This window comes from Morganella psychrotolerans (assembly GCF_001676055.1).
Taxonomy (GTDB): Bacteria; Pseudomonadota; Gammaproteobacteria; order Enterobacterales; family Enterobacteriaceae; genus Morganella; species Morganella psychrotolerans_B.
In genome coordinates this window covers 478497-503538 of sequence record NZ_LZEX01000001.1, presented here as the reverse complement: position 1 = coordinate 503538, position 25042 = coordinate 478497, and the positions used below count along the sequence as shown (strand labels likewise).

The following is a 25042-nucleotide window of genomic DNA, read 5'->3' as shown; positions in this document are numbered from 1 at the left end:
TGCATAAAAATCATCCCCGGTATGATCGCCGGGGATGATTTTATTGATTCAGCTAATAATTTCCAGCACCTGCTCCGGCGGGCGACCCAGACGGGCCTGTTTCCCGTTAATGACAACAGGGCGCTCAATGAGTTTTGGGTTGTCATGCATTGCCTGAATTAATGCATCCTGATCTGTGACGTCTGCCAGACCCAATTCACTGTAAAGCGCTTCTTTGGTGCGCATCAGTTTGCGGGCATCGTCAAATGCCAGTTTTTTGAGCAGTGTTTTGATTTCTGCCACCGACGGCGGAGTATCCAGATAGAGCATCACCGCCGCAGACACGCCGTTTTCTTCCAGCAGCGCCAGGGTTTCACGGCTCTTGGAGCAGCGCGGGTTGTGCCAGATGGTGACTGTGTCTGTCATGGTTTTCCTCATTAATTATTTAAATTGTTTAAATTGCATCTGTAACTGGCGGATCTGGTCAATCCGCGCATCATAACGCGCCTGATCATAACTGCCGAGTTTCGTCTGGCGGCTGGCTTCGGTCAGGCTGCGAACCGAGCCGTCAAAATCACCCATTAAGTTCTGGTATTCCGCGCGGGCAGCGAGTTCATCAGCGCGATGTCCCGATTTACCGCCGGCCTCTGCCAGTAAATCCCAGCCACTCGGGTCAGATGGGTAATCAAAGGTGTAATTACGCAGGATTTTTGTTGCCTTATCATACTGTTTATTCTGAATATAGGCATTGCCGAGGTTAATCCGGTAAACCGGATTTCCCGGATCCCGCTTTATGGCACTTTCCAGCCGGGCCACGGCAGATTGTGTTTTATTCAGTCCGATATCGACATCCGTCATAACATCAATAAACCAGACATTATTTGGCTCTGCCGCCAGCAGTTTTGTCAGAATTTGCGAAGCCGCATCATATTTATTGTCGCGGTACAATAAAATTGCCCGCGCGTAATCCGCGGCCATCTGCTCCTTATTGTTACCTTTACTGTAATTATCGATCATCTGATCGGTGGCATTGCGCAGCGGCTGTCCGCCGTACATGCTCATTGCGCGGGCGCGGGCGAGCAGAAAATCAAAAGATTGCGGCGGATTTTTACGCGCCATCTGGTTGGCGCGGTTGCGTGCATCAGCAAGACGACTGTCCGGCAGGGGGTGCGTCAGCAGCATTTCCGGTGGTTTGGAACTGTAGCGGGACATATCCACCATAATGGTCATGAAATCCGGCATGCCCTGCGGATCAAACCCTGAACGGCTCAGCGTTCCCATGCCGATACGGTCAGCTTCCTGCTCATTTGACTGAGTAAAACTGATCATATTTTGCTGAATTCCGGCCATTGTTGATGTCATCGCGGCTGCCCCGACGGGGGTTCCGGTCATCAGCAACAAAATTGAACCAAGTGTTGCCGCCCAGGCCAGCGGTGCTTTGTTTTTCTGATCTTCCATCATGCGGGCCAGGTGGCGCTGGGTTACGTGAGCAATTTCGTGCGCCATTACTGAGGCCAGTTCACTTTCTGTCAGACTGTAGCGGAACAGTGAAGTGTGCAGCACCACATTGCCGCCGAAGAAGGCAAAGGCGTTGATATTCGGATTGGCTATCAGAAAGAAATTAAACGGGGTTTTTACCGCATCTGCGTTGGCGACTAATTTTTGCCCGAGAGTGTTAACATATTGCAGTAAAACAGGATCATAGACCATTGGTGAGCTGCTGCGGATCATCCGCAGATAGAAATCGCCCATCAGGTTTTCCTGCCCGATACTGAGCGTGCCTCCGGCGGTTGTGCCGATTTCCGGTAATGCATCCTCAATGGCGGCATGCGCAACAGGCAGCGCCGGTAACGTCAGGATGACAGCCAATAAGGCTGCTAACGGTTTTTTCAGAAACGAATTCATAGGATGACGTCTTCCCCGTTAATTATCACTGGTAATAATTCGTGTATCATAGCAAACACTCAAGTAAAATCCTCACACAGACTGCCCGGGTGGCAGGAATTGTCAGATTTACGCCACTAAGCCAAGGAGCAGTACAGTGCTGGATTTAATCATACAATGGTACCGACGGCGGTTTGCCGATCCCCAGGCAGTAGCTTTGACCGTCATTTTGCTGGCAGGTTTCGGAATTATTTATTTTTTCAGCGGTATCTTAGCGCCATTGCTGATAGCCATTGTACTTGCCTATCTGCTGGAGTGGCCGATTCATCAGCTGGAAAAACGGGGATGCCCGCGAAAAGTCGGGATTGGCCTGATCCTGAGCCTGTTTATCGGGATAAGTGTGCTGGTTATCTTTATCCTTGCGCCAACTGTCTGGAGTCAGGGACGGGATCTGTTGCTGGATATGCCGAATATGTTCAGCCGGTTCAATGAATTTGCCCGCGAATTGCCGGACCGCTTCCCTGCATTAATGGACGTGGGGCTGATGGATATGATCCTCGACAATGCGCGCAGTAAATTGCTCTCGGTCGGGGACTCGGTGGTGAAAATGTCGCTGGCATCGCTGGTGGGATTACTGGCACTGACAATTTATCTGATTTTAGTGCCACTGATGATTTTCTTTTTACTGAAGGACAAAGAGCAGATGCTGCGCGGGTTCCAGCGTATTCTGCCGCGCAACCGCTCTCTTGCCGGTCAGGTCTGGCAGGAGATGAACCAGCAGATTTCCAATTATATCCGCGGTAAAGTGACAGAGATGATTATTGTCGGTGTCTGTACTTATATCGTGTTTGCGGTGGTTGGACTGAATTATGCGCTGTTATTGGGCGTATTGGTGGGTGTATCTGTACTTATCCCGTATGTCGGAGCCGTCATTGTCACGGTTCCGGTGGTTCTTGTCGGATTATTTCAGTGGGGAATTACCCCGGATTTTTGGACAATGTTTATTGCTTACCTTGTGGTTCAGGGGCTGGACAGTAATATTCTGGTGCCGATTTTATTCTCAGAGGCAGTTAATCTGCATCCGCTGGTGATCATTCTCTCAATTATTATTTTTGGCGGCTTGTGGGGATTCTGGGGAATATTCTTTGCTATCCCGCTGGCAACATTAATTAAAGCTGTTATTCATGCCTGGCCTGAAGAAGTGATACCTGAGACAACACAGGCTATACCGGCTAAGTCAGATAAATAACGCCCGGATTATCCGGTAAACATTCGTCAGACAGCCTTTTATAAAAACAGTCGTACGTAATAAAAAAAACACTATCAAATGATAGTGTTTTTTTCATTCAGCTCAATAAATTAACTGTGTGATTTCAGGTAATCGAGTACAACCTGGTCGTGATCACTGGTTTTAAATTTATCAAACACATGTTCTATTTTCCCGTCAGCATCAATTAAGAAGCTGATACGGTGGATGCCGTCATAGGTTTTCCCCATAAACTGCTTCTCGCCCCAGACGCCGAACGCTTGTGCAACTTCGTGATTTTCATCTGACAGCAAAGTGAAGTTCAGCAGTTCTTTTTCAGCAAACCGGGATAATTTTTCAGGTTTGTCTGTGCTGATCCCCAGTACTTCAACGTTGAACTGTTTCAGGTCATCCATATTATCGCGCAGACCACATGCCTGGACGGTACAGCCCGGAGTCATGGCTTTCGGATAAAAATAAACCAGTACACGCTGACCGTGATAATCAGCAAGACTGATTGACTCACCATCTTGGTCAGGAAGGCTGAATTGCGGCGCCTTATCACCGGCGTTCAATGGGCTCATTACACACTCTCCGTAAACGTAATTATAAATATAAGAATTAATGACTTATCAGGGTAACATTGCCTTCGGCCTGTAACTCAGCACAAAGACAGGTAAATTGCTGTTGCAATATATCCGTATTTTCACCCGTAGGGTGATGGGCAGTAATCTGGATTTCCAGCAGGGCAGACGTGCTGTCATCATCCGGCCGGGTTTTTGACACCAGTTCGGCCAGGGTGTAATCCAGTTTCATAAATAAATTGGTAAACCGTTCGACCAGTCCTGCCGCGTCCGCCACTGTTACCCGGGCACTGACACCGGTGGTTGCTGTCGGCTGGTGCCCGCGCTGAGTCCGCTTCATCACTGTCAGCAGATCTAACTCTGCTGCCAGCACAGGAAGGGTGGACTCCAGCATGGCCACGGCATTCCAGCTGCCGGACAACATCATGATAAAGGTAAATTCCTCACCAAAAATGGCCAGGCGGCTGTCTTCGATATTACAGTCACACTGTCCGGCATGGCGGGTGATTGCATTAACAATTCCCGCGCGATCCCGTCCCAGCGCTGTGATAACCAGATATTGCTGATCGCGTTGCGGCAAACCCACATTCCTCTTCTGACATCATGAATGTGTTAAACATAAAGAAAGATAAGGCCGATGGCAATAACCTGTTTGGTGCTCTGTGGTAATAATCAAATGATTGCGTCATATCAAGCATACCGGATACAGACACGCTATCATGTGTTCCGCTGATTTACCGGTGAAAAAAGCGGTCATTATTACTTCTTTTTAAGGTCTGGTGCCGGGTATTAACAAAATTCATTAAAAACGTACAGTTAGGGAGTTTTTTTCTGTGCAACTAAGAAGTACCATTAAATTGATGTCAACTATTTATCCGATTGATGAGGGTTTCGTACATGTCACACGTAAATGACGTTTTAAAAGGCAGTATTGTTGCGATGGTTACACCACTGGATACACAGGGTCGTGTTGACAAGGCGGGTCTCAAAAAGTTAGTGGATTATCATGTTGCAGCAGGAACCTCTGCGATTGTGGCAGTCGGAACCACCGGCGAATCCGCCACGCTGTCCCATCAGGAGCACGTTGATGTGGTGATGGCGACGCTTGAGTTTGCGGCAGGACGCATTCCGGTGATTGCAGGAACAGGGGCAAATGCCACAAATGAAGCCGTCTGGTTTACGGAACAATTTGAAAATACGGGAATTGCTGCTTGTCTGACGGTCACACCTTATTATAATAGACCTTCTCAGGAAGGGCTGTACCAGCACTTTAAAATGATTGCGGAGAATACCGCATTACCGCAAATTCTGTATAATGTGCCAACGCGTACCGGCTGTGATATGTTACCTGCAACTGTTGCCCGCCTGGCAAAACTGGACAATATTGTTGCAATTAAAGAAGCAACCGGGAACTTAAGCCGTGTCAGTGAAATCAAAACCCTGGTGAATGATGATAATTTCATTCTGCTTAGTGGTGATGATGCTTCTGCGCTGGATTTCACGTTACTGGGCGGAAGAGGTGTGATTTCTGTGACAGCCAATGTGGCGGCAGCAGAAATGGCAAAAATGTTTGATCTCGCTCTGCGCGGTGAATTCAGCCAGGCGCGTGTGATTAACAATCAACTGATGGATCTGCATCACAATTTATTTTGTGAACCAAGTCCGTCACCGGTTAAATGGGCCTGTCATCAGCTGGGTCTGATCGCGGAGCAGACATTGCGTCTGCCGCTGTTACCTCTCACGGAAGCGGGGCAGAAGACGATCGGGCAGGCTATGAAGACGGCCGGCATACGATAATACTTTAGGGAATCTGAATGGCAACACTACTGCAAAAATCAAAGGTTATGAAGGTCGCTGGCCTCTCCGTGGTTTTTTTACTGGCAGCCTGCTCCGGCGATCAGCGCTATAAGCGCCAGGTCAGCGGTGATACCTCGTATCTGGATGCGCCGCAGTTGCAGACGCTGAATGTCCCTCAGGGGATGATCCTGCCGTTACAAAGCGGGCAGTATGATATTCCTCAGGTTAAGCATGAAGGTGCGACCGGTCTGGCGCTGGATATTCGTCCGCCGGTACAGACCGTCAGCCTGTTAGCAGGTTCCCGTACTGAAACCGCGGCAGATTCCAGCCGCCTTCTGCTGGAAAACTCGGCGGAAAATAAAACATTGTGGGCGCAGATTAACAGCGTTCTGGCAGATCGCTCCGTACCGGTCAGTCAGCGCAATGAAGCCACCGGTGAAATTGTGACCGACTGGATTGTCTGGCAGCGCGCGGATGAAGATCTGCCGTTACAGTCCCGCCAGCGTATCAAAATCGAACCGGCAGGCTCACAACTGGCGGTTGTGGTGACCAGTGAAGGCCTGAAGCAGGGTGAAAACACGGTAACGGATAAAGTAGAAATTACCCGTTATAACAATCTGACACTCAATGAAGTGGTCGATGGTCTGGATCGCCTGCGCAATGCTGCCCGTCAGGACAGTAATGCCGGTCAGTTTGCTGTTCTGGAAGTTCAGAGCGGCAGCGATAAAACAGGTCTGCCGCAGATTGTTGTGCGCGCACCGTTTGATGTGGTCTGGTCACGCCTTCCGACCGCACTGGAAAGTATCGGGATGAAAGTAGGCGACCGTACCCGCTCCACGGGTAAAGTTGAAGTTACTTATAAAGGACTCAGCTCTGCGGAATGGAGCAGCATGGGAATGGACGATCCTTCTGTTACAGAAGGGGATTACACCCTGCAGGTCGGTGACCTGAATAACCGCAGCAGCCTGCAATTCATCAGTGCCAAAGGTAAACCTCTGACACAGAAAGAAAATGATGAAATGGTTAAAGCGCTGGACGCTGCATTCAGTAAAGCGGCGCTGAAGTAATTAATCACCGGTATATACCGTGTGAATATAATTAAAAATACCGGTCATTATGATTAATGACCGGTATTTTTTTGCGCGTAAATTATTTTATGGCAAATCAGTACAATTTATGACTCCTCCCGGGTGTGATATTCCGGCTTATCATAATCTTATGGCATCATTAGCTACATTTATAAATGGCACAGCCGTTATAGTGATAAATCATAATTACGTTATCACTATTTAAGCTGAATCAGTTTCAGCATGAATCCGCAATTGACGGGACTGATATGCATTTATCTGTGGCTCCATCACAACCCTTACTGAGCATTGTTGCCGCTGTTTATAACGGGGAAAAATTTCTCCCTCAATTTTTTGATTGTCTGAAAAAACAGAGCCTGCCGGCCTGGGAATTGATTCTGGTTGATGACGGCTCCAAAGATAACACCGCCGCAGTTCTGGATGAATGGAAGGACAAGTTTCCGGCAGTCACGATTATCCGTCAGGAAAATCAGGGTGTTTCTGTTGCCCGCAATACCGGGTTTGCTGCCGCAAAAGGGGTTTATGTCACATTTCCGGATATTGATGATGTGATCCATCCGCCGATGTACGGGCGGTTACTGGATATTGCATTGCAGGGGCAGCTTGATGTGGCGACCTGTAACGGCACTTATGTCTATGAGGACGGACAGGAGCCTAATGCTATTTTTCCGTCAGACCGTCTGCGCTCAACAGGGGTAATTTCAGGCCCGCAATGGCTGAAGCGGGCGCTGGATTCCCGTAAATTTTTGCATGTGACCTGGCTTAACCTGTATCGCAGCGCATTTCTGCGCGGGCATAACTACCGTTTTGAACCGGGACTGCATCACCAGGACATTCCCTGGACCACTGAGCTTCTGCTGACGGCTGAGCGGGTCGAATATATTGATGAACGTTATTACGATTATCTGATCCATTCCGAATCCGTCTCTCATACGCCGCAGGATGACAAAATACGGGTGCGGACCATTCATAACTACATGAAAATACTTGAAATGCTGAATGCTATCAATCATCGTTATGCTGATGTTGTAAAGCAGGTACCGGCATGTCACTGGCAGATATCCAAAGAGGGGCTGGGGATCCTGCATACCATCAATGACATTGAATCACAGGTGATACAACAGGCGATGATACAGGAACTGTTCGATCGTGGGATCTGGACACTTATCTGGGATAATGCCAATGATTTACGCCTGCGCTGGCGGCTTGCCCGGCGCTATCCGCGCCTGAAGGCGATACTCAAGGCCGCCATTGCAGAAGATACCAAAACACCGGCGTGATAACCGGTGTGTGAAATTGTCTCACCGCATACTGACTTTGCGTGACAGCAGTGCCACCACCAGCAATAAACCGACCACAACCATCAGAGCAGCGGGCAGTGTAAACCGGTATGCGATAAGCCCGACAGACGCGGGGCCCGCCAGAATACCCAGATAGCCGAGAGTTGTGACCGCAGGAACAGCAACCGCCGGGGGCATACTGGTCTGCCGCCCGATAGCAGAAAACATCACCGGCACCACGTTGGCACAACCCAGCCCGATTAACCCGTAACCGGTGAGTGCCATCAGCCAGTTATCTGTCAGAATACTCAGAAGCAGACCACCGGCTGCAAGTAGTGCTCCCCACAGGACAACCCGGGGACGTCCGAGCACGGCGACAATTTTATCACCGGTCAGACGCCCGAGAGACATCAGCACGGCAAAGCTGGCAAAACCAAGCCCGCCAAGGCTGTCCGGCACATGGTGATACTCAGTCAGAAATACCGCACTCCAGTCCAGCACGCTCCCTTCTGCCAGAAAAGTGGCAAAACAGACAATCCCGATAAGCAGCACAGCACCACGCGGCACGGCAAAGGCCGGACCTTCAGCGGGATAGGCATAATCCAGAATACCTTTATAACCGGCAGTCAGCAGCAGCAGGCAGATTATCATCACAACAGATGCCGCCTGAACCGCTCCTAATCCTGCCAGCATAAAACCACTCATTGCCCCGGCACCGGCTATTCCGCCGACACTGTAAAACCCGTGAAACCCTGACATCATTGGCTTGGGTGCGGCTTTTTCGACAATAATTGCCTGAATATTCATGGCGCAATCGGTAATTCCGATCCCCATACCAAAAACAACCAGCGCCAGTGCCAGTAACCCGGTATGGTTAATCATCGCGAGTAACGGCAGGGTCAGACTGAGCAGGATAACGGAGGTTGTCATCACCCGGCGGCAGCCGAAGCGGGTGGTCAGAATTCCGGTGAGCGGCATTGCGACCAGCGCACCGCCACCCAGACACAATAATAACAGCCCGAGAACACCATCATTGACCCCGGTATTCAGTTTGGCAAACGGCACCAGTGCGGCCCAGGCGGCAGAGGCAAAACCGGCGACAAAAAAGAGTGCGCGGGTTGCCATTTGTTCCCGCCGTGCCGGAGCCGGGGAAGGGACCACAGAAAGAATATCACTCATAACTCAAAACCTTATCAGTACAAATTATATAAATCAGATAATCATATTAAGGCTAATCATTACCATTCAGAATAGCAAGCGCCTGCTGATGAAGACGGGGACAACCGCTGGCAAGAATCGCGCCGCCTTTTTCAGGACGTCCGCCGTCAAGAGTGGTCACACAGCCGCCCGCCTGCTCGATTATCGGGATAAAGGCAGCTATATCATAAGGCTGCAATGCATAATCAAAGCATAAATCAATACGTCCGGCGGCAACCATCGCCATCGCGTAGCACTCTCCGCCGAAACGGGTCATCAGAACCCGGTCCATCAGCGCAGTCAGTTTTACCGAAGGAAAGCGGGATATAGGTTCCGGTGAATTAGTATGCAGAATAGCGTTTTCCAACGTAATGTTTTTACGGGTTTTCATCACAAATGTACCGTGAGGGCTGCTGTGCCAGCTGCGCTCACCATCAGCCCAGAATCGTTCACCGGTATAAGGCTGACTCATCATGCCCATAATGGCCTGTTCACGGTAAGTTAACCCCATAAGCGTACCCCAGACCGGTAAACCGAGCAGGAAAGGGCGGGTTCCGTCGACCGGGTCGAGGATCCACTGATAATCACTTTCCCCGTTTTTACCACTTTCGTCACTGAGACCAAACTCCTCACCCAGCACACTGTGAGAGGGATACACCGTATTTATCAGCGCCCGCATAGCGATTTCAGCCTGACGGTCAGCCTCTGTCACCGGGTCAAAGCTGACGCCCTCTTTGACTTTAGTATCGATATTAAGATGGTGTGACGACAAAAAGCGGGGCAATGTTTCCTGTGCCGCGCGGTTAGCCAGTTGGTGAAAAAATGCAATATCAGGATGGCGTATGTTCATCAGTTATCTCTTGAATAACGTCGGGTATAAAGGGTTAGTTGACATTTTAAGGTGCTCGGTTATGATTCTTTTTGCAACTTAAAGGAGATTAACGTGCTCGATTATGCAGCTTTTCCGGAACAACGGCAATCCCTGATCCGACAATTATTACAGACAGAAGGACGGGTTCAGTGCAGTGCACTGGTCACACAGCTTGGTGTGTCAGAGCACACAATACGGCGTGATTTACAGGTTTTGGCGGAAGAAGGGCTCTGCAAACGGGTCTATGGCGGCGCGGTCAGTGTGCTTGGTGAGGTTGCGGATTTTCAGCAACGGATCGGGCAGAATAGTGCAGAAAAAGAAAATATCGCGCTCGGTTGTGCAGGGTTAATTAAAAACAATACAACGGTTTTTCTGGATTCCGGCAGCCTGAATTTACTGTTGGCACAGCAGATGCCCGCTGATTTTTCATTGACAGTTGTAACGCATACGCCGCTTACCGCTGCACAGCTTACTAAATACCCGCAGTTTGAACTGATTGTACTGGGCGGAAAGCTGCATCAGCCGTCAGGTGCCTGTCTGGGTATTGAGGCACTGCAACAATTGTCAAACCTGTATATTGATCTCTGTTTTCTCGGCGGTTGCGCAATGGATGCGGACGGTGGCGTCACCGTTTCCGGGTTTGAAGAGGCGGCATTTAAACGTGCGCTGGTGCAGCAGAGTAACCAGGTTGTCACCGGGATAACCGCCGGTAAACTGGGACGGATAGCCCGTCACCGTGTGGCGGGGTGTCAGGATTTGAGTTATATCGTGCTTGGCAGGAGTACTCCGCAATCAGCCCGTGACCTGCTTATACAGCAGGGGTTATCCCTTGTTATGGTATAAATTAAGCCGGGTTGGCGGTTTGCCGTATCTGCCGCACACTCTTACCTGCGCTGTTGTTTTTCTCACGCAAACGATTGCTTCTCTGTGCGTTCTGAGGGAGAATAAACACATCAGGCGATATGCCTATTATTAATCCTGTCTGGAGAGTGCAAGATGCAAAAGAAAGCTGAACTGTATCGTGGTAAAGCCAAAACCGTCTATACCACGGATAATCCTGATTTGCTGATTCTGGAATTTCGCAATGATACATCAGCACTGGATGGTGAGCGCATCGAGCAATTTGATCGTAAGGGCATGGTTAATAACAAATTTAATCACTTTATCATGAGTAAGCTGGAAGCGGCGGGGATCCCTACCCAGATGGAGCAACTGCTGTCTGATACCGATGTCCTGGTGAAAAAGCTGGATATGGTGCCGGTCGAGTGTGTGATCCGCAACCGTGCTGCGGGCTCTCTGGTTAAACGTCTCGGAACTGAAGAGGGGCTGGTGCTGAATCCGCCAATCTTTGACCTTTTCCTGAAAAATGATGCCAAACACGACCCGATGATCAACGAATCTTACTGTGAAACATTCGGCTGGGTCAGTCAGGAAAACCTCGCTGAAATGAAGCGTCTGAGTTATCTCGCTAATGACGTGTTATCCCGCCTGTTTGATGATGCCGGTCTTATCCTCGTGGATTTCAAACTGGAATTCGGTCTGTATAAAGGACAGGTTGTGCTGGGGGATGAATTTTCGCCGGACGGCAGCCGTTTATGGGATAAAGAAACCCTCAATAAAATGGATAAAGACCGTTTCCGTCAGAGTCTGGGCGGCCTTATTGAAGCCTATGAAGAAGTGGCGCGCCGCCTGGGTGTTGAGCTGGACTAACGATTATTATATACCCGGCGGGCTTCGTTTCGCCAACGAACCTGCAATTTGAATGAATAAGGTTAAAAAGCAGCTCAGGCTGCTTTTTAACAGCATACTGAAAGAAAGAAGCGTTTTTCCTCACCAGGTTTTCTCTGTACTATATACTTAATACTTATCCTATACCCAACGTCATTCAGGATGCAGGCAGGCGGCAATCGGAGCATGGCCAACTGAATGAATAAGGGTACATCTATCAGAGCAGAGAGCTATCATGCGTTGGCAAGGGCGTCGTCAGAGCGACAATATAGAAGACCGCCGGGGTTCCGGCAGCAGAATGCCGGGGGGATCATCCGGCGGACCGCGTATTCCGTTACCGCGCGGTAAAGCTGGTCTGGTGGTGATAGTGATTGTTGTCGTTGCCGGGTTTTACGGCGTTGACCTGACGGGCTTTATTTCCGGCGATCCGATGGGAGCCGGGCAAACGTCCGCGCAACAACGTCCGGCACAGAGTAATGCTCAGGAACAGAAACAGGCTGAATTTACCGGTGTGATGCTGGCAGAAACAGAAGCTGTCTGGGCACAGAGATTTTCACAGATGAACCGTCAGTACCGCGAGCCGAAACTGGTACTGTATCGTGGTGCCACGCCTACCGGGTGTGGTACGGGACAGGCGGTAATGGGGCCGTTTTATTGTCCGGCTGACCAGAAAGTGTATATCGATCTCTCTTTTTATGATGATATGCGCACCAAACTGGCGGCGGGTGGTGATTTCGCGCAGGGTTATGTGGTTGCCCATGAAGTGGGCCACCATGTTCAGCATCTGCTGGGAATTGACAGTCAGGTGCGTGAGCGTCAGCAGCGCAGCAGTCAGAAAGAAGCAAACCGGTTATCCGTTAAAATGGAATTACAAGCGGATTGCTTTGCCGGTATCTGGGGGCATGAAATGAAAAATACCGGGCTCCTCGAGCAGGGTGATTTACAGAATGCACTGGATGCGGCGCAGGCTATCGGCGACGACCGTCTGCAAAAACAGAGTCAGGGACGGGTTATCCCGGACAGCTTTACGCACGGTACATCCGCGCAGCGCCATGAATGGTTTAAACGCGGTTTTGACACCGGCGACATTGCGCAATGTGATACATTCTCCGCACTGAAATAATGGTTTCTGCCCGGTGGTTTCCTGCATCAACCGGGCAGAAGTTTGATTATCCGTTTACAAGCGCATACTATCGGTGTTTTTCATCCCCCTGATGCAGGATCTCACATGAGCAATATTGACCCGACCCTGATTATTCTGTTGGTTTTAGCCGGACTCGGGCTTATCAGTAACAATATGACGGTAACTCTCGCCCTTCTTTTTTTGCTGGCAGTGCGCATTACGCCACTGAACAGCTATTTTCCGTTTGTTGAAAAATACGGACTGAAATTCGGGATACTCATCCTGACTATCGGGGTGATGGCGCCTATTGCCAGCGGAAAAATCAGCGCCGGTGATGTACTCAGCTCCTTTCTGAACTGGAAATCCCTGCTGGCGATAGCTATCGGAATTCTGGTTTCATGGCTCGGCAGCCGCGGGGTTACACTGATGAGTAACCAACCTTCTACAGTGGCCGGTTTACTGGTCGGAACCATTATCGGTGTGGCAATGTTTAAAGGTGTTCCGGTCGGGCCGCTGATTGCGGCGGGGATCCTCTCAATGCTGATCGGCAAAGCGTAGCGGATAGATGATGTTGCCTGAGACACTCCCGCTTTGCACAGAACAACTCAGTAAACAAGGTGCCCGCCGGTTGTGGGTACTGAGCGGAAGCGATGCCTGGTGTGAGGAAACGCTGCGCGCTGTTATGGCAGCGGTTTCCGGTGACTGGCCGGTAATTTCTTCTTGCCTGCCCGGGGCTGTTGCCGCTGCGCAGGCGCGGTTACTCTTGGGCCGGGAATTTCGTCACGGCGTATTTGATGCCCGCCACGGCCTTCACACTGAAGCGCTGGCAATGCTGACCGGCACCTTACAGGCAGGCAGCTGGTTGATTTTGTTGTTACCCGCTGAATCAGAATGGCTGACGCGCCCCGATGAAGACAGCCTGCGCTGGAACGATCGCGGGCAGTTAATCGCGGCTCCCCGTTTTATGCGCCATCTGGCACAGACCCTGGATGATGAAGCGGTTGTCTGCTGGCATGAAGGACAATCCTGTCAATTATCTCTTTTACCTCAGCGGGCGCGCTGGCGGCTGCCGGATGGCTCTCCCACACCTGATCAGCAATCGGTACTGTCACAACTGCGTCAGGCGGATACCGGTATTTTTGGCCTTCCTGCTGCCCGCGGCCGGGGAAAATCGGCTCTCGCCGGTCTGTTTCTGGCACAGACACCGGGTCATCATCTGTTATGTGCACCGGCAAAAGTATCGGTTTCTGTTATTCAGCACTACCTCAGTCAGTCTGATAATGTGGAATTTATTCCGCCGGACAATCTGCTGGTTTTAAGTGAAACCGCCGATCTCAGTAAATATGGCTGGCTGGTTATCGATGAAGCCGCGATGATCCCGTTACCGCAGCTCTCACGAATTGTGGCCGCTTTCCCCCGCGTTCTGCTTCTGTCCACTGTTCAGGGTTATGAAGGCACCGGGCGCGGCTTTTTACTCAAATTCTGTTATACCTTGCCGGGTTTTACGCTGCTTTCGCTGACCCATCCGGTTCGCTGGGCGGATAATGATCCGCTGGAAAACTGGCTGGATAAGGCGCTGTTACTGCAAGAACCGGCAGAAATACCGGTATTACCGGGGTCATGTGAGTATCAATCGTTACCGCAGCAGGCATTGTGTGATGATCCTGCCCTGCTTGCCGGATTCTATGGCTTGCTCACTGCCGCACATTACCGGACATCCCCCCTTGATTTACGGCGGCTGGCAGATGCAGGCGGACAGCATTTTTCGCTGTTCCGCCAATGTGGGCAAGTGGCTGCCGCTCTCTGGACTGTTGATGAGGGCGGATTGTCCGCTGCGCTGTCACAGGCGGTCTGGGCGGGATTTCGGCGGCCGCCCGGTAATCTGCTGGCACAGTCACTGGCGGCACACAGTTATTTTCCGCAGGCGGCACAGCTTGTTTCGCGACGCGTCAGCCGGATTGCCGTTCACGGTGCATACCGGCGCAACGCGCTGGGGCGGAAATTGTTACGGCGGGCGGCGGAAGATGCAAAAGCCTGCGGGCTGGATTATTTATCCGTCAGCTTTGGCTATACCCCGGAACTGGCAGCATTCTGGACAGCCTGCGGATTTCGTTTTGCCAGAATGGGCACACATCCTGAAGCGGGAAGTGGTTGCTATACCGCCATGCTGCTGTTGCCGCTTTCACCGGCAGGTGAAACACTGGCTGAAGCCGCACAACAGCAGTTTGCCCGTGATTGCAGCGTGCTTTCCCGCACATGGGGATCCTCACCGGTAACGTCAGTCAGGGCAACGGTACTGAATGATACCGAGTGGATGATGCTTGCCGGTTTTGCGTTTGCCGCCAAACCGCAGGCAGTTGCAGATCCTGCACTGACATTATTACAGACCTGCTACCCGGCACAAACCGCGCGGTTATCCGCTCTGTTACCAGGAAATACAACGGATGACAGCACACGGAAACAGCCGCAGATAATCGGGAAGAAAGCATTACTCAGCGCATTACGGCAGGAAACAGCGGAGGTACTGCACTCGCTGCGCCCGGAGTGGGCACAGCAGACAGCATCAATGATTATGGCTTTTTAGATGAATTATCCGGGCGGTCGTCGTCTTCATCATCCCATTGGGCATTATTATCACGATGTGGTGGCAACTCGGGGCGGTTCAGCAGGTATTTTTTGTGATCCACCCGCTTTAAATCCTTAATTGCATTTAAAATAATACCAAAAAACAGCACCAGGATGATCCACCAGTAGTCTGCTAACCATTGTTGCATGTGATTACCTTTTTTTTATCTGTCCGGTACCATTTGACCGTGTCGCAAAGACAGATTACCACATTTGAGATGTTACTGAGCATCTGTTTACCGGGGACACTAAAAACCGATACCTGTCCCGATCCCGACAGATGCGCCCTCTGAGCCACCTGATGCCCCGACGCCAACCCCGGCACACCCGGACAGCATAATAACGGCAATCAAACTGATTATCTTCAACATATATACCCTTATTTCGTCAAACTGCAGCTTCGTTGGCTGCGCTCAGTAAGCTGTACATATAAAAAAGGATATACCGGAATTAAAAAAAAAAGCTCTCTGCATCCGCGGAGAGCTTAAAAAAAAAGAAAATAACCAATTGGTACCACGCGGAAAACAATAACAGGACTAAGTTAAACAGTGATGTAACGAATTAAGTGACCGGCAATATTTTATCGCTTTTTTCACTCTGAATAAGACTCTGCAGGTGTATTTTGCTGACCTTTTTCGGGTAAAGTATGTGGTCTTACCTCTATCGTTTTGCTTTACATCACAAATAAATTTTATTCATTTTTTTATCCCGCAATATTCAGGTTCTTTTCACAATCCCGGCTGTTTGATCTTTATTTTATCCTGTAATACATTCAGGAATATCCGGTTTTTCTCATACCAGCGATTTTATTTCTTATCTGTTTGTTCTTGTTTTTCAATAAAAAAAGTCTTCAGGAATATAAATTAACATTTGTTTTTTTAATTATCCGGCAATACAGCGTTAAATAACATACTGACTTTTATAGCGTAATAATGATGATTATACGGGAGCATCAAGATGGACAAAACAATCCGGCAAGTGACGTTTGAATTGCTGCGACAACTGAATATAACCACGGTATTCGGTAATCCTGGGTCAACGGAAGAAACATTTCTGAAAGATTTCCCGGAGGATTTCCGTTATATCCAGACATTACATGAATCCTCCGCGGTGGCGGCAGCAGATGGTTATGCACAATCCACACGCAATGTGGCGCTGGTGAATGTACATACCTCTGCCGGGCTGAGTAATGCGATGAGTAATATTCTGACGGCGTCCATGAACCGCACGCCACTGATTATTACTGCCGGCAACCAGACCCGCGACATGTTGCTGATGGAGCCGTGGCTGACCAATATCGAGCCGGAAACACTGCCGAAACCCTGGGTAAAATGGAGTTATCAGCCGGTCAGGGCAGAAGATGTTCCGGCGGCATTTATGCGCGCATATGCCATGGCGCTGCAACCACCGGCAGGCCCGGTCTTTTTATCCATCCCGCTGGATGACTGGGATCAACCGGCAGGTGCAGCACCGGCTGTTGTCCGTTCGGTGACTCAGCGTATCGGGCCGGATCCTGTGCGGATCAACGAATTTGCGCAGGCACTGTCTGCAGCGAAAAATCCGGTACTTATTTATGGCTCTGCGATTGCGCGGGGAGAGGGCTGGGATGCGGGGATCCGGCTGGCAGAAAAACTGAATATCCCTGTATATGCAGCACCGGCTTCAGAGCGCCCGCCATTTCCGGAATCTCACCCGCTGTATGCCGGTGGTCTGCCGTTTGCAATCAAGCCTTTGTCAGACAAACTCGCCGGGCATGATGTGGCTATAGTGATTGGTGCGCCGGTATTCCGTTATTATCCGTATGTTGCCGGTGAATATATCCCGCAGGGATTGCGGCTGCTGCATGTAACAGACGACCCTTCTGAAGCCGGTCGTGCGCCGGTGGGTGACAGTCTGCTGTGTGATGCTGTACTGGCGGTTGAGCAGTTAACCGGACTGGTTGCCGCGCGTCCGGCACGGACCGCCGCTATCAGTAAACAGCCGCATGGCATGGCAGCGCACCCTGCGGCGCCGGAGCCTGCGGCAGATAGTGTACTGAGTGCCGCACAATTATTCCGCGCAGTGAGAAGTGTGGTGCCTGAAAATGCCATTCTGGTGGAAGAATCGCCATCTAACCTCGGCGAACTGCATACCGCCTGGCCTGTTAATAAGCCGGACTCTTTCTATACCTTTGCCAGCGGATCGCTGGGCTGGAACCTGCCTGCAAGTGCCGGGATCGCGCTCGGTGAACGGGACAGCGGACGAAACCGTCCGGTGGTGGCGATAATCGGTGACGGCTCAATGCAATACTCAATTCAGGGATTATGGACAGCGGCGCAGCATCAGTTGCCGGTGCTGTTTATTATTCCGGAAAACCGTCAGTACGGTATTCTGAAATCGTTTGCCATACTGGAAGAGACACCGGGTGTGCCGGGGCTGGACATTCCGGGGCTGGATATTGTCGCACTGGCAACGGGTTACGGCTGTACGGCAGTCAGGGCAGAGACAGAAGATGAGGTAACCGCTGCCTGTAAAGCGGCACTGGAACGAAAAGGGCCGACGGTGCTGGTTGTGCCGATCCAGCCGTCGATACCGCCGCTGATATAGAGCAAGTGATTGAAACTAAGTTATCAATCATTTGATTTTAAAGTTTATTTTTTATTTTAATTAACAAAGCCGCGTCCCGGACAAAACGGGATGCGGCTTTGTTGTTTGATCTGCCGTTATTATAAGACGTCAATTGAACAAAAGCCGGTTGAATATCGTGTTACACAACGATAACATCGTGCAGGACTATCACTGCCGGAGAGAAACAAAAGGATGCCATTTACACGCCTGCTGCTGTTGTTATCCGGCTGGATTGCTGTTGTTCTGGCAACACTGGGTGTTGTTTTACCTTTGTTGCCGACAACGCCGTTTCTGCTGCTGGCGGCATGGTGTTTCTCCCGCTCATCCCCGCGTTTTCATCACTGGCTGCTGTACCGTTCCTGGTTCGGCGGTTATATCCGCCACTGGCAGGAACATAAAGGTCTGCCGCGCAAAGCAAAGCGCCGTGCGGTGATCGTCATTTTAGTGACCTTTGCTGTGTCTCTCTGGCTGGTAAAATTAATTTATATCCGGCTGTTATTACTGGTGATTTTAGCCTGTCTGCTGATTTTTATGCTGCGTTTGCCGGAGACAGAAGAGATGCCGCCACAGAACCCGGCAGCATCAGAGGGAAAACCGGAAGATTAATGACTTTCCGGCAGACGGACATAGTGCTGATAAATACTGTCCAGGTTTGCCAGAAGCCAGGTTTTCCCGGCAATTTCCTGTGTGTTCAGCACCTGTTCAAGTGTCTCCACAGTGTAAAGCTGCTCCGCTTCATACGAGAGCGGCCAATAGCTGATGTGCCAGGGCTCATACGCCACACCACCTGTTTTTTTCTGTGTGAACGGCAGATAAAAATCAAACTGTGCCATATTCTCTGTCAGCCAGGCAGACAGTGCTGCAAAATAACCGCCTTCTTCGTATTCCCAAGGCTCAAGTTGCAGTGAGGCATCAGACGGCAGGCGGAACGGATCGTAATAATCCACCTCTGTCCCCCAGTGATGACGGCTGGCGCCCGGCAGGGCAGACCAGCGCAAAATTGCCTGACAACGCTGCGCTTCTGACAGCACAGTCACATCCAGCGGGCGGTTATCCGCATCATTTACAGTGCGGATCCCGGCAAATTTTTCATTCCAGATACTCTGCTGGCGGGCAAAATCACGGAATGAACTGGCGGGCATCAGTTTAAATCCTGCGCCGGCGGCGGCTTTCTGCATTGCGAGAAAGGCTTTGGTGGCATTAAATTGCAGGTGATGATTCCCGGCAAAATTAATCACATGGTCGCGTGTCTGCCCGGTCAGCATCTCAAAGGTCATCATAGTAAAATCTGCTCCATAATGCGCTGATAGATACGGCTGAGTTGCTGCAAATCAGCGGCGCTCACACATTCATCTACTTTATGGATTGTGGCATTCAGCGGACCCAGCTCAACAACCTGTGTGCCCATCTGTGCGATAAAGCGACCGTCAGAGGTTCCGCCGCTGGTCGACAATTCAGGTGTCAGGTGACAATACTGTCCGACCGCGTGGCAAACCGCCTCAGTCAGTGGCCCTTCAGGTGTCAGGAAAGGATGTCCGGAGAGAGACCAGCTGATACTGTGCGGTAACTGATGCTTCTCCAGCAGCGTGGCAACACGCTCTTCCAGTTGCGTGCTGGTGGATTCACTACTGAAGCGGAAATTAAACTGCACAAATAAATCACCGGGGATAATATTATTACTGCCGGTCCCGGCGTGAATATTGGCTATCTGCATACTGGTCGGCGGGAAGAATGTGTTGCCGCTGTCCCAGTGGGTGTTTATCAGCTCTTGTATAAACGGAACTGCGCGGTGAACCGGGTTATCCGCCAGATGCGGATACGCAACGTGCCCCTGAATACCGTGAATGGTCAGATTAGCGGTAATTGAGCCGCGGCGGCCATTTTTTATCATATCCCCCAGTTGTGTCTGGCTTGATGGCTCGCCGACCAGGCAATATTCCACCTTTTCATGGCGCTTTATTAGTGTTTCCACGACTTTTACGGTGCCGTCGGTTGCGGCAGCCTCTTCATCAGAGGTAATCAGAAACGCCAGACGGCCCGGATATTGCGGATAGCGCGAGACAAAGCGCTCGGCGGCAACAATCATGGCGGCCAGAGAGCCTTTCATATCCGCAGCACCGCGTCCGTACAGCATGCCGTCAATCAGTGCGGGTTCAAAAGGCGGGGTGCGCCAGCGGGTGGTGTCTCCGGGCGGCACAACATCTGTGTGTCCGGCAAACGCGAGCGTTTTTCCGTTACCGCCCCGGTGCGCCCAGAAATTTTGTGTATCACCGGAAGGCATCTGTTCAACGGTAAAGCCGATTGCCGCCAGGCGCTCAGTCATCAGTACCTGACAGCCGTTATCGTCCGGGCTGACCGATGCCCGGCTGATGAGTTGTTTTGCCAGTTCAATTACAGGACAATGCATTGTGCTTCCTTACTTAATTTATATACCCAGCGTCATTCAAGATGCAGGCAGGCGGCTAGCTGAGTACCACCAACGAACCTGCAGTTTGAATGAATAAGGGTATAGCGATATTCAGCGGCAGAACTGCTGATAGTCATCAGCGTTAAAACCAAGATGGTAGCGGCCGTCCGGGGAAACCAGTACCGGACGTTTAATTAAGGCTGGTTTTTCCGTCATCAGACGGATAGCCGCAATGGTATCCGTCGCGGCATCCTGCTCTGTTTTATCCAACTGACGCCAGGTCGTGCCGCGTTTATTAAGTAGTAGTGTCAGGTCAATATGGCTGATAAATTCGGCCAGCAGCGCGGCATCAACACCGTCCTGCCGGTAGTCGTGAAATTCATATGCGATCCCGTTTGCATCCAGCCATGCGCGGGCTTTTTTCATCGTGTCGCAATTTTTGATACCAAAAATTTGGTAGACGGAGGTTTTATTTTTCATCTTTAATCCTTTGTCGTGAACACGAAAAATAGCATAATGCGGTAATTTGGCGTAGTTATCCAGAGCGTTACGCGCAGAGAATATTCGATAAATGGAAAAAAGTGGGTTAGCATTACACCAAAACCGGATAAAAACATCCGGAAGATGTTGAGACGGGATAGATGAGAGAGTTCTTAGCCATAAGCACGCTGTTGTTTGCCGGATTTACCTTTGCGGGACAAACAGATTTTTATCTGACTGAACTCCAGCACAAATTTGTGGAAAACAGTGAACTGTGCCTTGATGAGCACAAATGGCCGCAATTGAGTTCAAGCCAGTCCGAACCCTGGATGATTTCGCGCCTCAATGCCCTCGCAACGGTCGGGTTGATCACCGCAACCATTAAACCTGAAGGTGTGGAGTATACACTGACAGAGAAAGGGCGTGATGCCTGGCAGGCTCGTGAAGATTTTTGTTATGGTGCCCTGCGCATCAGTAAAGTCACTGCCATTGAATTTCAGGAAAACGGCATTAATACCGTTTATTTTTACTATGGCGTGACGGATATGCCTGACTGGGCGCGGGATAAAAGCATCCGCTACGCATACAGTGAGGTGGATACCGTTATCCGCGGAATGAACAAAGAAGTTATCCAGGTGGATGTCCGTGAAAATCCGGACGGTACACTGGAGCTGCTTAATTATCCGACGCCTGCCAGTATTGACAGTGAAAACGAATAATCCCCAAGACGTGCCCGGGGATATCCGCTCAGCGGGGGAGCCGGTGCCTGAGATACAACAGGCTGGCTGCCAGCCGCGTGGACACATTCAGTTTCTTCAGGATATTACGGATGTGCACTTTTACCGTTTCTTCTGAGATATACAGTGCTCTTGCTATCTCTTTATTTTTCATCCCGCAGGCCAGTTCTTTCAGAACATCGGACTCCCGCCGGGTCAGATAGGTTATCGGGTCATGAAAATGCTCCCGCTCCTGTAATATTTTATATACAGATTCACTGAATATTTTTTTCCCCTGAAAGGCATCCTTTATCTGATCTGCTAAATAATCAATGTCGCAATTTTTTAATATATAACCATCAGCGCCTGCATCAATAGCTGCATATATATCATTGCGTTCCTGTGATTGTGAAAATACCAGAATGTAACTGGTCACTCTTTTATGACGAAGTTTCTTGATGAAATCAATTCCTGAGAAAGCGTGAATATTAATATCTAATATAATCATGCGGGGAACATGCTGATGAATATAGCTAAAAAGCCCTGCGTTATCCGTTGGTTCAGGCATGATGGTCAGCGCGTAATCAGGCTGTAAAAGCATTTGAAAGCCATAGCGTAACAGCGGGTGGTCATCAATAACCATAATAGTGTGATGAGGCATAGAATTCTCCCTTGCCGGGTGTACGGTATGAAGCCATATTAATTATGGCGATTTAATTGATATGCTTATTATTAAAAATATAAAAATATCATTATCACGGCTGACAATTAATTTTTACGCAAAACAGTTATATGTGCAAATAACAAAGCATTTAAAAATAATAACAGATCTAATAACACAAAGTAGATTGTGCGGATAAGACAACCGGTTTTTGATACGGGGAAATAATACGCGGAATAAAGGTATTCGGTCAGATATATCAGGCAGACACATAATAAAATGTCGTTTTTTTCAACAGTATGTAAACATTAAACACATGAATATTACAGTCTTTTCACTATTCTGTTATTTATTAGTATACTGTTATTGTATCCCTGAATAACCTGCCGGCAGCATATTGATGTTGCGACGGCCGGTTCAGACTCTGTCATCTTACCCCGGTAAAGGATGTGTAATGGACGAACAATTAAAACAAAGCGCCCTTGATTTTCATCAGTTCCCGTCACCCGGCAAAATTACCGTTACGCCGACAAAACCACTGTCCACACAGCGTGATCTTGCTCTGGCGTATTCACCCGGTGTTGCGGCTCCGTGCCTGGAAATAGCAAAGGATCCGCTGGCGGCCTATAAATATACCGCAAAGGGAAATCTTGTAGCGGTTATCTCTAACGGCAGTGCGGTTCTTGGTCTGGGAAATATCGGTGCATTAGCCGGAAAACCGGTGATGGAAGGTAAAGGCGTCTTATTTAAAAAATTCTCCGGCGTGGATGTCTTTGATATCGAAGTCGATGAAACTGATCCGGATAAATTAATCGATATCATCGCGTCGCTGGAACCGACATTCGGCGGTATTAACCTGGAAGATATCAAAGCGCCTGAATGTTTTTATATCGAGCAAAAACTGCGTGAGCGCATGAATATCCCGGTATTCCATGATGATCAGCACGGTACCGCGATTATCAGTACTGCCGCCGTATTGAACGGACTGCGGATTGTGGATAAAAACATCAGTGATGTGCGCCTGGTCGTCTCCGGTGCGGGTGCGGCGTCTATTGCCTGTATGAACCTGCTGGTGCAACTGGGGCTGAAACGGGAAAATATCACTGTTTGTGACTCCAAAGGGGTGATTTACAAGGGTCGTGAAGCCAATATGGCACAGACCAAAGCCGCCTATGCAATTGAAGATAATGGTATGCGTTCACTGGCAGATGCTATGCCCGGTGCTGATATTTTCCTCGGTTGCTCAGGGCCGGGTGTACTGACACAGGCAATGGTTAAAGATATGGCGCGGGACCCTTTGATCCTCGCGCTGGCAAATCCGGAGCCGGAAATTCTGCCGCCGCTGGCGCTGGAAGTGCGTCCGGATGCCATTATTTGTACCGGACGTTCGGATTATCCGAATCAGGTTAACAATGTGCTTTGCTTCCCGTTTATCTTCCGTGGTGCGCTGGATGTTGGCGCGACTGCCATTAATGAAGAGATGAAACTGGCGTGTGTGAAAGCCATTGCGGACCTGGCGCTGGCAGAGCAGAGCGAGCAGGTTGCCTCTGCCTACGGCGGGCAGGAACTCTCTTTCGGGCGTGAATATATTATTCCAAAACCATTTGATCCGCGTCTTATCCTGAAAATTGCACCGGCAGTGGCAAAAGCGGCGATGGAAACGGGGGTTGCCACCCGCCCGATTGCTGATTTCAGTGTGTATCTTGAGCACCTGAATGAATTTGTCTATAAAACCACCCTGTTTATGAAGCCGATTTTTTCTATGGCGCGCAAGGATCGCAAACGGATTGTGCTGGCAGAAGGGGAAGAGCCGCGCATGCTACATGCGACTCAGGAACTGGTCAGCATGGGGCTGGCATTCCCTGTTCTGATTGGTCGCCCGGATGTGATTGAGATGCGGATCAAAAAACTGGGATTACAGATTGTCCCGGGGACTGATTTTGAAATCGTCAATAATGAAAGTGACCCGCGCTTTGCCGAATATTGGCAGGAATATTATCAGCTGATGAAACGCAAAGGCGTGACACAGGAACAGGCGCGTCGCGCCATTATTACCAATCCGACCAGCATTGGTGCGATCATGGTTCACCGTGGTGAGGCTGACGGCATGATCTGCGGAATTGTCGGGGATTATCATGAGCATTACAATATTGTGGAAAATGTGTTTGGTTTCCATGAGGGCGTCCACACTGCCGGGGCGATGAATGCGCTGATCCTGCCGACAGGAAATACCTTTATTACCGATACTTATGTGCATGATGACCCGACAGCAGAGCAGCTTGCGGAGATCACACTGATGGCGGCAAATGCCGTACGCCGGTTCGGGATCGAGCCAAAAGTGGCTCTGTTATCCCGTTCCAGTTTCGGCTCCTGTCAGTCGCCGTCTGCCGATAAAATGCGTGATACTCTGGCACTGGTCCGGGCGCAGGATCCTTCACTGGAAATTGACGGCGAAATGCACGGTGATGCGGCGCTGGTGGAAGCCATCCGCCGTGATCTGATGCCGGACAGCCCGTTGAAAGGTGCGGCGAACCTGCTGATCATGCCAAACGGTGAAGCTGCCCGTATCAGTTACAACCTGCTGCGTGTCACCAGTTCAGAAGGGGTGACAGTAGGTCCGGTACTGATGGGGATTAATAAACCGGTACACATTCTGACGTCGATTTCCTCGGTACGCCGGATTGTGAATATGGTCGCGCTGGCTGCGGTGGAAGCACAGACTCAGCCACTGTAATCTGACGCCCCGCAAATGGGGCGTCATAAAGGAAT

The 25042-nt window shown here is 50.1% G+C and carries 25 protein-coding genes; 13 read left to right on the top strand and 12 right to left on the bottom strand.

Annotation, left to right across the window (positions count from 1 at the left end):
• Positions 1-48 precede the first annotated feature (48 nt).
• Positions 49-405: an arsenate reductase (glutaredoxin) gene (arsC, locus tag AYY17_RS02365; RefSeq protein ID WP_067420967.1), complete on the bottom strand. Its 357-nt coding sequence runs from the start codon at positions 403-405 to the stop codon at positions 49-51.
• Between the two features lie 15 nt (positions 406-420).
• A complete protein-coding gene (gene bepA / locus AYY17_RS02360; RefSeq protein ID WP_067420965.1) occupies positions 421-1884 on the bottom strand; it encodes a beta-barrel assembly-enhancing protease in 1464 nt (487 codons plus the stop codon).
• Between the two features lie 136 nt (positions 1885-2020).
• Here bepA and AYY17_RS02355 point away from each other — a divergent pair, with 136 nt between their 5' ends.
• Positions 2021-3112 (top strand): AI-2E family transporter, encoded by a 1092-nt coding sequence (locus tag AYY17_RS02355; protein ID WP_067420963.1) that lies wholly within the window; start codon positions 2021-2023, stop codon positions 3110-3112.
• Positions 3113-3222: 110 nt separating this feature from the next.
• On the opposite strand, the gene bcp is transcribed toward AYY17_RS02355, so the two are convergent.
• Both bcp and AYY17_RS02345 read right to left on the bottom strand, forming a co-directional pair.
• Positions 3223-3693 (bottom strand): thioredoxin-dependent thiol peroxidase, encoded by a 471-nt coding sequence (gene bcp, locus AYY17_RS02350; protein WP_067398342.1) that lies wholly within the window; start codon positions 3691-3693, stop codon positions 3223-3225.
• Positions 3694-3730: 37 nt separating this feature from the next.
• Positions 3731-4273: an ACT domain-containing protein gene (locus AYY17_RS02345; RefSeq protein WP_067398340.1), complete on the bottom strand. Its 543-nt coding sequence runs from the start codon at positions 4271-4273 to the stop codon at positions 3731-3733.
• Positions 4274-4590: 317 nt separating this feature from the next.
• Between AYY17_RS02345 and dapA the strand changes: the two genes are divergently transcribed.
• From dapA to AYY17_RS02330, 3 genes are all read left to right on the top strand, one after another.
• Positions 4591-5490 carry a 4-hydroxy-tetrahydrodipicolinate synthase gene (dapA, locus tag AYY17_RS02340; RefSeq protein ID WP_067420961.1) on the top strand — a complete coding sequence of 300 codons (900 nt, stop codon included), beginning with the start codon at positions 4591-4593 and terminating at the stop codon, positions 5488-5490.
• 17 nt (positions 5491-5507) lie between these two features.
• The gene (gene bamC, locus AYY17_RS02335) at positions 5508-6557 is read left to right on the top strand and encodes an outer membrane protein assembly factor BamC (RefSeq protein WP_067420959.1); all 1050 of its coding nucleotides are present in this window, start codon (positions 5508-5510) and stop codon (positions 6555-6557) included.
• 269 nt (positions 6558-6826) lie between these two features.
• A complete protein-coding gene (locus AYY17_RS02330) occupies positions 6827-7858 on the top strand; it encodes a glycosyltransferase (protein WP_067420957.1) in 1032 nt (343 codons plus the stop codon).
• Between the two features lie 21 nt (positions 7859-7879).
• Here AYY17_RS02330 and AYY17_RS02325 read toward each other — a convergent pair whose 3' ends face one another.
• Positions 7880-9037, bottom strand: coding sequence for an MFS transporter (locus AYY17_RS02325; protein WP_067420955.1), 1158 nt, complete (start codon positions 9035-9037; stop codon positions 7880-7882).
• 52 nt (positions 9038-9089) lie between these two features.
• Entirely contained in the window at positions 9090-9905 is an 816-nt protein-coding gene (locus AYY17_RS02320; protein ID WP_067420953.1) for an inositol monophosphatase family protein, read from the bottom strand.
• Positions 9906-9998: 93 nt separating this feature from the next.
• Here AYY17_RS02320 and AYY17_RS02315 point away from each other — a divergent pair, with 93 nt between their 5' ends.
• From AYY17_RS02315 to AYY17_RS02295, 5 genes are all read left to right on the top strand, one after another.
• Positions 9999-10769, top strand: a complete 771-nt coding sequence (locus AYY17_RS02315) for a DeoR/GlpR family DNA-binding transcription regulator (protein ID WP_067420951.1) — start codon at positions 9999-10001, stop codon at positions 10767-10769.
• Positions 10770-10922: 153 nt separating this feature from the next.
• A complete protein-coding gene (gene purC / locus AYY17_RS02310; protein ID WP_067420949.1) occupies positions 10923-11636 on the top strand; it encodes a phosphoribosylaminoimidazolesuccinocarboxamide synthase in 714 nt (237 codons plus the stop codon).
• A 253-nt stretch (positions 11637-11889) separates the two neighbouring features.
• The gene (ypfJ, locus tag AYY17_RS02305; protein ID WP_067420947.1) at positions 11890-12777 is read left to right on the top strand and encodes a KPN_02809 family neutral zinc metallopeptidase; all 888 of its coding nucleotides are present in this window, start codon (positions 11890-11892) and stop codon (positions 12775-12777) included.
• 105 nt (positions 12778-12882) lie between these two features.
• Positions 12883-13335, top strand: a complete 453-nt coding sequence (locus AYY17_RS02300; RefSeq protein ID WP_067420945.1) for a DUF441 domain-containing protein — start codon at positions 12883-12885, stop codon at positions 13333-13335.
• 10 nt (positions 13336-13345) lie between these two features.
• On the top strand, positions 13346-15361 hold the full coding sequence (locus AYY17_RS02295; protein ID WP_067420943.1) for a tRNA(Met) cytidine acetyltransferase TmcA: 2016 nt from the start codon (positions 13346-13348) through the stop codon (positions 15359-15361).
• On the opposite strand, the gene AYY17_RS02290 is transcribed toward AYY17_RS02295, so the two are convergent.
• Entirely contained in the window at positions 15348-15551 is a 204-nt protein-coding gene (locus tag AYY17_RS02290) for a YpfN family protein (RefSeq protein WP_067398322.1), read from the bottom strand. The two genes, AYY17_RS02295 and AYY17_RS02290, sit on opposite strands and share 14 nt — an antisense overlap.
• A gap of 99 nt (positions 15552-15650) precedes the next feature.
• The gene (locus AYY17_RS22495) at positions 15651-15773 is read right to left on the bottom strand and encodes a hypothetical protein (protein WP_268872990.1); all 123 of its coding nucleotides are present in this window, start codon (positions 15771-15773) and stop codon (positions 15651-15653) included.
• Positions 15774-16359: 586 nt separating this feature from the next.
• Here AYY17_RS22495 and mdlC point away from each other — a divergent pair.
• Together mdlC and AYY17_RS02280 are read left to right on the top strand one after the other, a co-directional pair.
• Positions 16360-17988, top strand: coding sequence for a benzoylformate decarboxylase (gene mdlC / locus AYY17_RS02285; RefSeq protein ID WP_067420941.1), 1629 nt, complete (start codon positions 16360-16362; stop codon positions 17986-17988).
• Positions 17989-18201: 213 nt separating this feature from the next.
• Positions 18202-18615: a DUF454 family protein gene (locus AYY17_RS02280; protein WP_067420939.1), complete on the top strand. Its 414-nt coding sequence runs from the start codon at positions 18202-18204 to the stop codon at positions 18613-18615.
• On the opposite strand, the gene AYY17_RS02275 is transcribed toward AYY17_RS02280, so the two are convergent.
• The 3 genes from AYY17_RS02275 to AYY17_RS02265 form a co-directional block, all read right to left on the bottom strand.
• The gene (locus AYY17_RS02275; protein WP_067420937.1) at positions 18612-19289 is read right to left on the bottom strand and encodes a M15 family metallopeptidase; all 678 of its coding nucleotides are present in this window, start codon (positions 19287-19289) and stop codon (positions 18612-18614) included. The genes AYY17_RS02280 and AYY17_RS02275 overlap by 4 nt on opposite strands.
• Complete coding sequence (dapE, locus tag AYY17_RS02270; protein WP_067420935.1) at positions 19286-20416, bottom strand: succinyl-diaminopimelate desuccinylase; 1131 nt, start codon at positions 20414-20416, stop codon at positions 19286-19288. Before dapE ends, AYY17_RS02275 begins: the two co-directional genes overlap by 4 nt.
• 111 nt (positions 20417-20527) lie before the next feature.
• A complete protein-coding gene (locus AYY17_RS02265) occupies positions 20528-20896 on the bottom strand; it encodes an ArsC family reductase (RefSeq protein ID WP_067420933.1) in 369 nt (122 codons plus the stop codon).
• 161 nt (positions 20897-21057) lie between these two features.
• Between AYY17_RS02265 and AYY17_RS02260 the strand changes: the two genes are divergently transcribed.
• On the top strand, positions 21058-21615 hold the full coding sequence (locus AYY17_RS02260) for a hypothetical protein (RefSeq protein WP_067398312.1): 558 nt from the start codon (positions 21058-21060) through the stop codon (positions 21613-21615).
• Between the two features lie 28 nt (positions 21616-21643).
• On the opposite strand, the gene AYY17_RS02255 is transcribed toward AYY17_RS02260, so the two are convergent.
• A complete protein-coding gene (locus tag AYY17_RS02255) occupies positions 21644-22273 on the bottom strand; it encodes a LuxR C-terminal-related transcriptional regulator (RefSeq protein WP_067420931.1) in 630 nt (209 codons plus the stop codon).
• Between the two features lie 454 nt (positions 22274-22727).
• Here AYY17_RS02255 and maeB point away from each other — a divergent pair, with 454 nt between their 5' ends.
• A complete protein-coding gene (gene maeB, locus AYY17_RS02250) occupies positions 22728-25007 on the top strand; it encodes an NADP-dependent oxaloacetate-decarboxylating malate dehydrogenase (RefSeq protein ID WP_067420929.1) in 2280 nt (759 codons plus the stop codon).
• Positions 25008-25042: the final 35 nt, after the last annotated feature.

What these genes read in the sequence shown, in the direction of transcription:
- arsC (WP_067420967.1), bottom strand. Translation starts at nt 405, where the DNA reads ATGACAGACACAGTCACCATCTGGCACAACCCGCGCTGCTCCAAGAGC.
- bepA (WP_067420965.1), bottom strand. Translation starts at nt 1,884, where the DNA reads ATGAATTCGTTTCTGAAAAAACCGTTAGCAGCCTTATTGGCTGTCATC.
- bcp (WP_067398342.1), bottom strand. Translation starts at nt 3,693, where the DNA reads ATGAGCCCATTGAACGCCGGTGATAAGGCGCCGCAATTCAGCCTTCCT.
- dapA (WP_067420961.1), top strand. Translation starts at nt 4,591, where the DNA reads ATGTCACACGTAAATGACGTTTTAAAAGGCAGTATTGTTGCGATGGTT.
- bamC (WP_067420959.1), top strand. Translation starts at nt 5,508, where the DNA reads ATGGCAACACTACTGCAAAAATCAAAGGTTATGAAGGTCGCTGGCCTC.
- AYY17_RS02330 (WP_067420957.1), top strand. Translation starts at nt 6,827, where the DNA reads ATGCATTTATCTGTGGCTCCATCACAACCCTTACTGAGCATTGTTGCC.
- AYY17_RS02325 (WP_067420955.1), bottom strand. Translation starts at nt 9,037, where the DNA reads ATGAGTGATATTCTTTCTGTGGTCCCTTCCCCGGCTCCGGCACGGCGG.
- AYY17_RS02320 (WP_067420953.1), bottom strand. Translation starts at nt 9,905, where the DNA reads ATGAACATACGCCATCCTGATATTGCATTTTTTCACCAACTGGCTAAC.
- purC (WP_067420949.1), top strand. Translation starts at nt 10,923, where the DNA reads ATGCAAAAGAAAGCTGAACTGTATCGTGGTAAAGCCAAAACCGTCTAT.
- ypfJ (WP_067420947.1), top strand. Translation starts at nt 11,890, where the DNA reads ATGCGTTGGCAAGGGCGTCGTCAGAGCGACAATATAGAAGACCGCCGG.
- AYY17_RS02300 (WP_067420945.1), top strand. Translation starts at nt 12,883, where the DNA reads ATGAGCAATATTGACCCGACCCTGATTATTCTGTTGGTTTTAGCCGGA.
- AYY17_RS02295 (WP_067420943.1), top strand. Translation starts at nt 13,346, where the DNA reads ATGTTGCCTGAGACACTCCCGCTTTGCACAGAACAACTCAGTAAACAA.
- AYY17_RS02290 (WP_067398322.1), bottom strand. Translation starts at nt 15,551, where the DNA reads ATGCAACAATGGTTAGCAGACTACTGGTGGATCATCCTGGTGCTGTTT.
- AYY17_RS22495 (WP_268872990.1), bottom strand. Translation starts at nt 15,773, where the DNA reads ATGTTGAAGATAATCAGTTTGATTGCCGTTATTATGCTGTCCGGGTGT.
- mdlC (WP_067420941.1), top strand. Translation starts at nt 16,360, where the DNA reads ATGGACAAAACAATCCGGCAAGTGACGTTTGAATTGCTGCGACAACTG.
- AYY17_RS02280 (WP_067420939.1), top strand. Translation starts at nt 18,202, where the DNA reads ATGCCATTTACACGCCTGCTGCTGTTGTTATCCGGCTGGATTGCTGTT.
- AYY17_RS02275 (WP_067420937.1), bottom strand. Translation starts at nt 19,289, where the DNA reads ATGATGACCTTTGAGATGCTGACCGGGCAGACACGCGACCATGTGATT.
- dapE (WP_067420935.1), bottom strand. Translation starts at nt 20,416, where the DNA reads ATGCATTGTCCTGTAATTGAACTGGCAAAACAACTCATCAGCCGGGCA.
- AYY17_RS02265 (WP_067420933.1), bottom strand. Translation starts at nt 20,896, where the DNA reads ATGAAAAATAAAACCTCCGTCTACCAAATTTTTGGTATCAAAAATTGC.
- AYY17_RS02260 (WP_067398312.1), top strand. Translation starts at nt 21,058, where the DNA reads ATGAGAGAGTTCTTAGCCATAAGCACGCTGTTGTTTGCCGGATTTACC.
- AYY17_RS02255 (WP_067420931.1), bottom strand. Translation starts at nt 22,273, where the DNA reads ATGCCTCATCACACTATTATGGTTATTGATGACCACCCGCTGTTACGC.
- maeB (WP_067420929.1), top strand. Translation starts at nt 22,728, where the DNA reads ATGGACGAACAATTAAAACAAAGCGCCCTTGATTTTCATCAGTTCCCG.